Raw genomic sequence first — 6,326 nt, 5'->3', positions numbered from 1 at the left:
ACAGTTCTCAAAACCGAATTAAGCATAGAACCCATCCGCGCCGATTATGTCACCTTTTTACAACTGCAAGGCAGGATTTTACATTTAGAATTTCAAACCAAATTAGAATCCACACCACCCCTACCACTGCGAATGTTAGACTATTGGGTAAGGTTGTATCGCTTGTATCGGTTACCAGTGACACAAGTAGTAGTATTACTGCTTCCTCCCCTGGATGAGGGAGAAATCACTACAGCCTTTAACGTGGAAACTACCCGTCATGAATATCGTCTAATTCGGATGTGGGAACAAAACCCAGAAATCTTTCTCCAAGACCCTGCATTGTTACCACTAGCACCATTAACAGCGACCACCCAACCCCAAACCTTGCTGACAGAAATTGTCTCACGAATTAACGCACTGGAGACAACCCAGCGCCCTGAAATTTCGGCTTACACCCAAATTTTAGCCGGGTTAAAATTTAAGAAGGATTTAATTAGAAGACTATTTCGGGAGGGTATGATGCGCGAGTCAGTAATTTACCAAGAAATTCTCGAAGAAGGGGAACAAATAGGGGAACAACGAGGGAAACAAATAGGCGAACAAATAGGGGAACTGCGAGGGAAACAGCAAGGGGAACTGCGAGAACGACGTTTACTTGTACGTCAACTTACACGCAGGGTGGGAGAATTACCCCCAGATATAGGCGCACAATTGGCAAATTTATCATTGGAAGAATTAGAAAATCTCGGTGAGGCTTTATTAGACTTTACCACTTTGTTAGATTTGCAGTCCTGGTTAGGTAATAAGTAGAAAATAAACCCCAGAATACGAGGTATTTTGGGGTTTCATCATTTATGTATTCTCACGGTTAATCAAAAGGCCATCTATTACCCATGTCCTTTGATAATCGGACATTTGGCATACTCACCGACCTAGAAGGTTGGTGATTTTTGAGGGTTCACTGCAACTTGCTACCGAAGTAGGGTTACAGTCGCTCCTCGCCCATTTAAAGTCGTGCCGATGCCCTATGCCGACTATTTTACATTCTACTGTACTGCACGCTAAATAGCAAGAGCTATGACAGACGAAAGCCGTCTTTCTAGGATGTTACTCTGTATCCCACTCCTTTGGTCACGGTTCTCAAAACCGAATTAACGTGAGTTCGATGGAACTAAAAAAATGGTACGGGGAAGAGCAGGCAAATCTTTTAGGTAGATGTCAAATGGACTACGGTAAAGATTGTAATTTTTTGTAATTTTTTGTATTTTTTTTTACAGTTAATAGATTAATCGTAATGATCGGTTTTCTGAGGACCAGTGAAGCAAATTCATGTATAGCTAGCTTTTTGCGCTTTCCTATCCGTCCAACTCACGTTAACAATTAAGTTATAAATTAAGTTTTATAAGGTATAGTAATTAGCTCCTAATTTGGTGATATTTTCCAAAATATACAAACTTCTTGGGTAAAACCATGAATAATCAGTCTTTTAATTCCGACTTCCCGCACAGTGCCGATGTTTTCCCTGGTTCTGACGTTATTGGTGCAGATTATTCGCCACAGCAGCATAAGTTCCCAGGGCAACTCAGTCCCATGGGGTCAGAATTGCAGTGGATGGATGAAGTTAAGTTAGTAGAAACTACTCATTTGCAGTTACCCGACAGGGATCCTTTTCCGTCTCAAGAGGATGACAGAGATTTACTCACAGGATTGGTGCCTCAAGAGGGTGTGGGCGGGGATAGTTTGACTGGGTTGCCCAAAACAGAGATTATCTTTGTGGATCAGGCAGTGCCGGATTATCAAAGTTTCTTGACTGGATTAGGTCATCATGTAGAAACTGTTGTCCTTGACGGTTCCCAAGATGGTATCTCCCAAATTAGTGCGGTTTTGGCTCAACGTCAAGGCATTGAGGCGGTTCATGTTGTTTCCCATGGTGCTGAGGGTTCCATCACTCTGGGTAATACTGTCTTAACACAGGCTACTTTGGCACAGTATCAGTCTCAGTTGCAGGATTGGAGTCTCTCCTTAACACCAACAGCAGATATACTGCTTTATGGGTGTGATGTGGCTGCGGGGATTGGCATTGAGTTAGTGGCGGAGTTAGCTCACTTGACGGGGGCTGATGTTGCGGCTTCTGATGATTTCACTGGTAATGCCCTGTTGGGTGGTGATTGGCATCTGGAAGTACAGACAGGAGCCATAGAGTCTAGTTTGCCCTGGCAGGAGAGTATTAATGATTATCAGTATTTATTACCAGTGAACATTAACGATGCGAGGTTTAATAGTCCTGGTGAAATTATTAGTGCTACTGATGATGGTGCAATAAGTTTTGCAGCAGTTACAGGAAATTTAACTTTTTCATTTGCAGATAACGTATATCTCGGAAATGAAGGAAATATAATTGTTACGAAGGGACAACAAACCCTTAATATTAGCCTCAGTAACTTGGACACACTAATAGGAAATGGGGATTCTTCAATAAATTTTCAAAGTGCTCTAATTGGTGGGGATCAGACTATTTCTATTAATCAGGATAACAATGTTCAAGTTCAATTTAGACTTGGTAAACACCATGAACTCAGGTTTCAAGGATTTAATGAGTTTACTGCTAAATTTGGACAAAATAACGGCTTAACAATTAATGGTAATGGTAATGCTAACATTACTAACCTGAATGAAGTTAAAATTGACCTTGGTAATCAGACAACTACCTTTAATAATATTAAGAACCTCACTGGTAGCAATGGCGATGATACATTCATTTTTTCACAAATAGGAAAGTTAAATGGTGTTTTAAATGGTGGTCAGGGTAACAATACAATTCAATATGATGGAAATCAGCCACAAACTATTACTTTTAGAGGTGATAAACAAGGGACTGCTAGTAACCTAGTGGGTAACGGCGTGGGTAACGGCTTTCAGAATATCAGCAACATAACTGGGGGAAGTGAAGTTGAGACTATAACTTTTGCAGAAAATCCAGATGCTGCGTATAATCCTAACACTGGATATACTTTTCAAGGTAATGGTGGTGATGACATTCTAAATGGTCGTGATGGCAATGACACTTTAATTGGTGGTATTGGTAATGACACTCTAAATGGTGGTATTGGTAATGACACTCTAAATGGTGGTGCTGACAATGACACATATATTTTTAACGATAATTGGGGTCATGATAGCGTTGTAGAAGAACCTAATCAAGGCCAGGATACCCTGGACTTTACGGGAGTAAATCAAAATTTAAATTTTGATATCAATAATAATAATATCTTAGGTTTTACAGTTACATCTGGTAACAATACAGTTACATCTGGTAACAATCAAGTAAACGGTCAAAATCAACCTGTTACTAATGTTGAAATAATAAGAGGTGGACAAGGTACTAATAAGTATATTATACATAATATTCTAAATACTAGTAATAAAGATCCCATTACGCTGAGGATAAAAAATCCAGAAATCCAAAATAGAGAACAAAATCAATCAATACTTGATTTAAGCAATATTAATACAGAGATAAATATTGCTATTCAGAATGGGAGCAGCAATAATGCGAATAGCAATAAGGTCATACTTTGGAACACGGAAATTACGGAAATTAGAGCAATAACTGCTGAGAACATTACCAGAATTATTGGTGGGAGGATAACAAATAATTATTACTTCGAGCCACAAGATAATAATCAATATTTACCTGTAATTATTGAAAATCCTCCGAATCAAAATCCTACAAACAATTTTGATTATGAAAACTATCCAACGAGTGTTCAGGTTAATTTAGGAGACCAGCAAGCACCCATAATATCCTCAGTCAAAACAGAACCCTTACTATCTGAAAGTCCGTATTTTATTCTTGATGTCTCACTACCAGATGGCGTAGACCAATTTACTTTAAAATCCAAAGACCAAGTAGAGTTTAAACATGGTCAAACAATTTCAACGGATATAGCCAAAGCATTCGGAATAAGCGATAATAATTTGAGCCAGATAAAGACCAGTGGCACTGGACCATGGAGGATCACGATTCCCCGTAACGCCTTCGCTAATGGATTCATACCTGACTATGAATTGAAATTTCTAAGTACCATCAATATAACATCCTCTGATAACGGATCCCAAAAAGTATCCCATAACGGGACTGCCGGTAAGTTTAAATTAACCTATAGGAACAATGGATTACGCTCTGACACCGCAGAGATAGACTACAATGTTAATCAATCAGATTTACAAGCAGAACTGAGAAAGATTAACGGATTGGAGAGAGTAGAAGTACAGACACATGGTGACAACGGTTACGCCTGGACAATCTACAATATACCCGAAGGTGGTAGCTTTTCAATTACTGCCTTCAAGATAACTGCACCTGATAACAGATCCCAAACAGTATCCTATAACGGGAATTCCGGTAAGTTTAAATTAACCTATAGGAACAATGGATTACGCTCTGACACCGCAGAGATAGACTACAATGTTAATCAATCAGATTTACGAGCAGAACTGATAAAGATTAACGGATTGGAGGGAGTAGCAGTACAGGAACTCCAGCTTGACAACGGTTACGTCTGGAAAATCTCCAATATACCCGAAGGTGGTAGCTTTTCAATTGGTGAGAATGATAATAATGTCTTCTCTACAGAGCTAAAAAGTCCTATTCAACATGCTCTTCCCTCCCAATGGCGGGTTACTCGTCCCGAATCTGTACAGGGTCAAAATGTGAGGATAGTATTAACTAGGAATAATCATAATCATACTATTGCTCAACTCGGTCAAAATGCTAATGATAATGAAATAACAAATCAAATTCTAACCAGCCTAGGCAATAATCAATATCAGGTCAGCGTTACGGGGTTAGGAAGTATAACTGAGCCGTGGATCATCACAATTAGTCCTCTTGCTCACGATGGTGCACAGATAACAGACGTTAAATTTGAGGTTGTCGATCAGCAAGGCAATGTTATCCCTATCCTTCCCAATTCTGCGACGGGAACCACCAGTCCTATTCCTACGATTCAAAAAATTATTGGCAGTCGAAATAATGACATTCTAGATGGTGGTGCTGCTAATGACACTTTAAATGGTGGTGCTGGTAATGACATTCTAAATGGTGGTGCTGAAATTGACACTTTAAATGGTGGTGATGGTAATGACATTCTAAATGGTGGTGCTAATAATGACACTCTAGATGGTGGTGCTAATAATGACACTCTAGATGGTAGTGCTAATAATGACACTCTAGATGGTGGTGCTGATAATGACACTTTAAATGGTGGTGCTGGTAATGACACTTTAAATGGTGGTGATGGTAATGACAAATATGTCTTTACCAGTGGTTGGGGTCATGATCAGGTAACTGAACAAAAGAGAGACGTAAACACTTTAAATTTCTCTGGTGTCGTTGATAACAATAAATTCGCCTATATTCTCAGTGATGGCAAATTAATAGCTGGTGATTATAGTAACGACAGAAATATAGACGAATACTTAAAAACTGCTCAGGCCAGCCTCAAGGGTTGGAAGAGTTCTTCAGGTAGTGTTAGTCTTAAAGTCGAACCCAAAGGGGGAGCACCACAAGAGGAACAACAACCAGACAAGTGGACGTAATGCCAATACTTTTACCATGGATGCTAGTGTTCAAAAAAGTGGTCAAGAGTTTAAGGGTAAATTAATAGGTGGTGAAGGCAATCGTTTAGGTGGTGAAAATCGTTTAGGTGGTGCAGGCAGTGGTGGTTTTGTAAATTCCATAGCAAGTATAGTCTTTGACGGGGAGATTACACTTACAAATCTTTTGAAGCGAGCGGACTCTTTGGCTAGTTTAGACTTTTTGCCTAACCTCAGTGTAGTTAATACAATTGATATCAGTGGTACTAACTTCTTTGGTACTAACTTCTTTAATTTTAAAGATTATGAACTCCGTCAATTTTTCACAATAGGCTCTTTAGGCACTATTGGTCTAGGTACGTTCGCGGGATTAGGATTGCTGGCGGGGTATGGGATAGGTCAGGCAGCAGGTGGAATTAATTCTGGAACTGGTGGTGGTGTTGGTGTTGGTGCTGGTATTGGTATTGGTGCTCTTGCCAGTAAAATAAATATACTGGAGAAACTAGAGGTACTAACTACTCTAACTAATCCTCGATTACCAGGATTATCAGTTGGCAAATTTCAAAATATTGACAATATCAACTTTGGCAGGGGTGTAAATATTTTATAGGACTTACGCATTGACAGAATAACAAAATAGTGCATTGATAAATAAGGGTCGTCTAGTAATGGGTATGGGAGAATGAGAGAAATTACTAAACCCTCGACAGCACAATGCAATCTAGACATCTACACCTTATTTTTGC

At 39.4% G+C, this 6,326-nt stretch carries 3 protein-coding genes; all 3 read left to right on the top strand.

What is annotated here, in order from left to right:
* The coding region (locus NWP21_RS17575) for an Rpn family recombination-promoting nuclease/putative transposase (protein WP_280793663.1) at positions 1–792 on the top strand (792 nt) is incomplete at its 5' end.
* 660 nt (positions 793–1,452) lie between these two features.
* The gene (locus NWP21_RS17570; RefSeq protein ID WP_280793662.1) at positions 1,453–5,583 is read left to right on the top strand and encodes a DUF4347 domain-containing protein; all 4,131 of its coding nucleotides are present in this window, start codon (positions 1,453–1,455) and stop codon (positions 5,581–5,583) included.
* A 16-nt stretch (positions 5,584–5,599) separates the two neighbouring features.
* A complete protein-coding gene (locus NWP21_RS17565) occupies positions 5,600–6,190 on the top strand; it encodes a hypothetical protein (RefSeq protein WP_280793661.1) in 591 nt (196 codons plus the stop codon).
* The last annotated feature ends 136 nt before the right edge of the window (positions 6,191–6,326 follow it).

The organism is Anabaenopsis sp. FSS-46, from assembly GCF_029891665.1.
In the GTDB taxonomy this organism is placed as follows: Bacteria; Cyanobacteriota; Cyanobacteriia; order Cyanobacteriales; family Nostocaceae; genus Anabaenopsis; species Anabaenopsis arnoldii.
The sequence above is the reverse complement of the archived record's forward strand: the minus strand, read 5'-3'. Positions and strand labels throughout refer to the sequence as shown.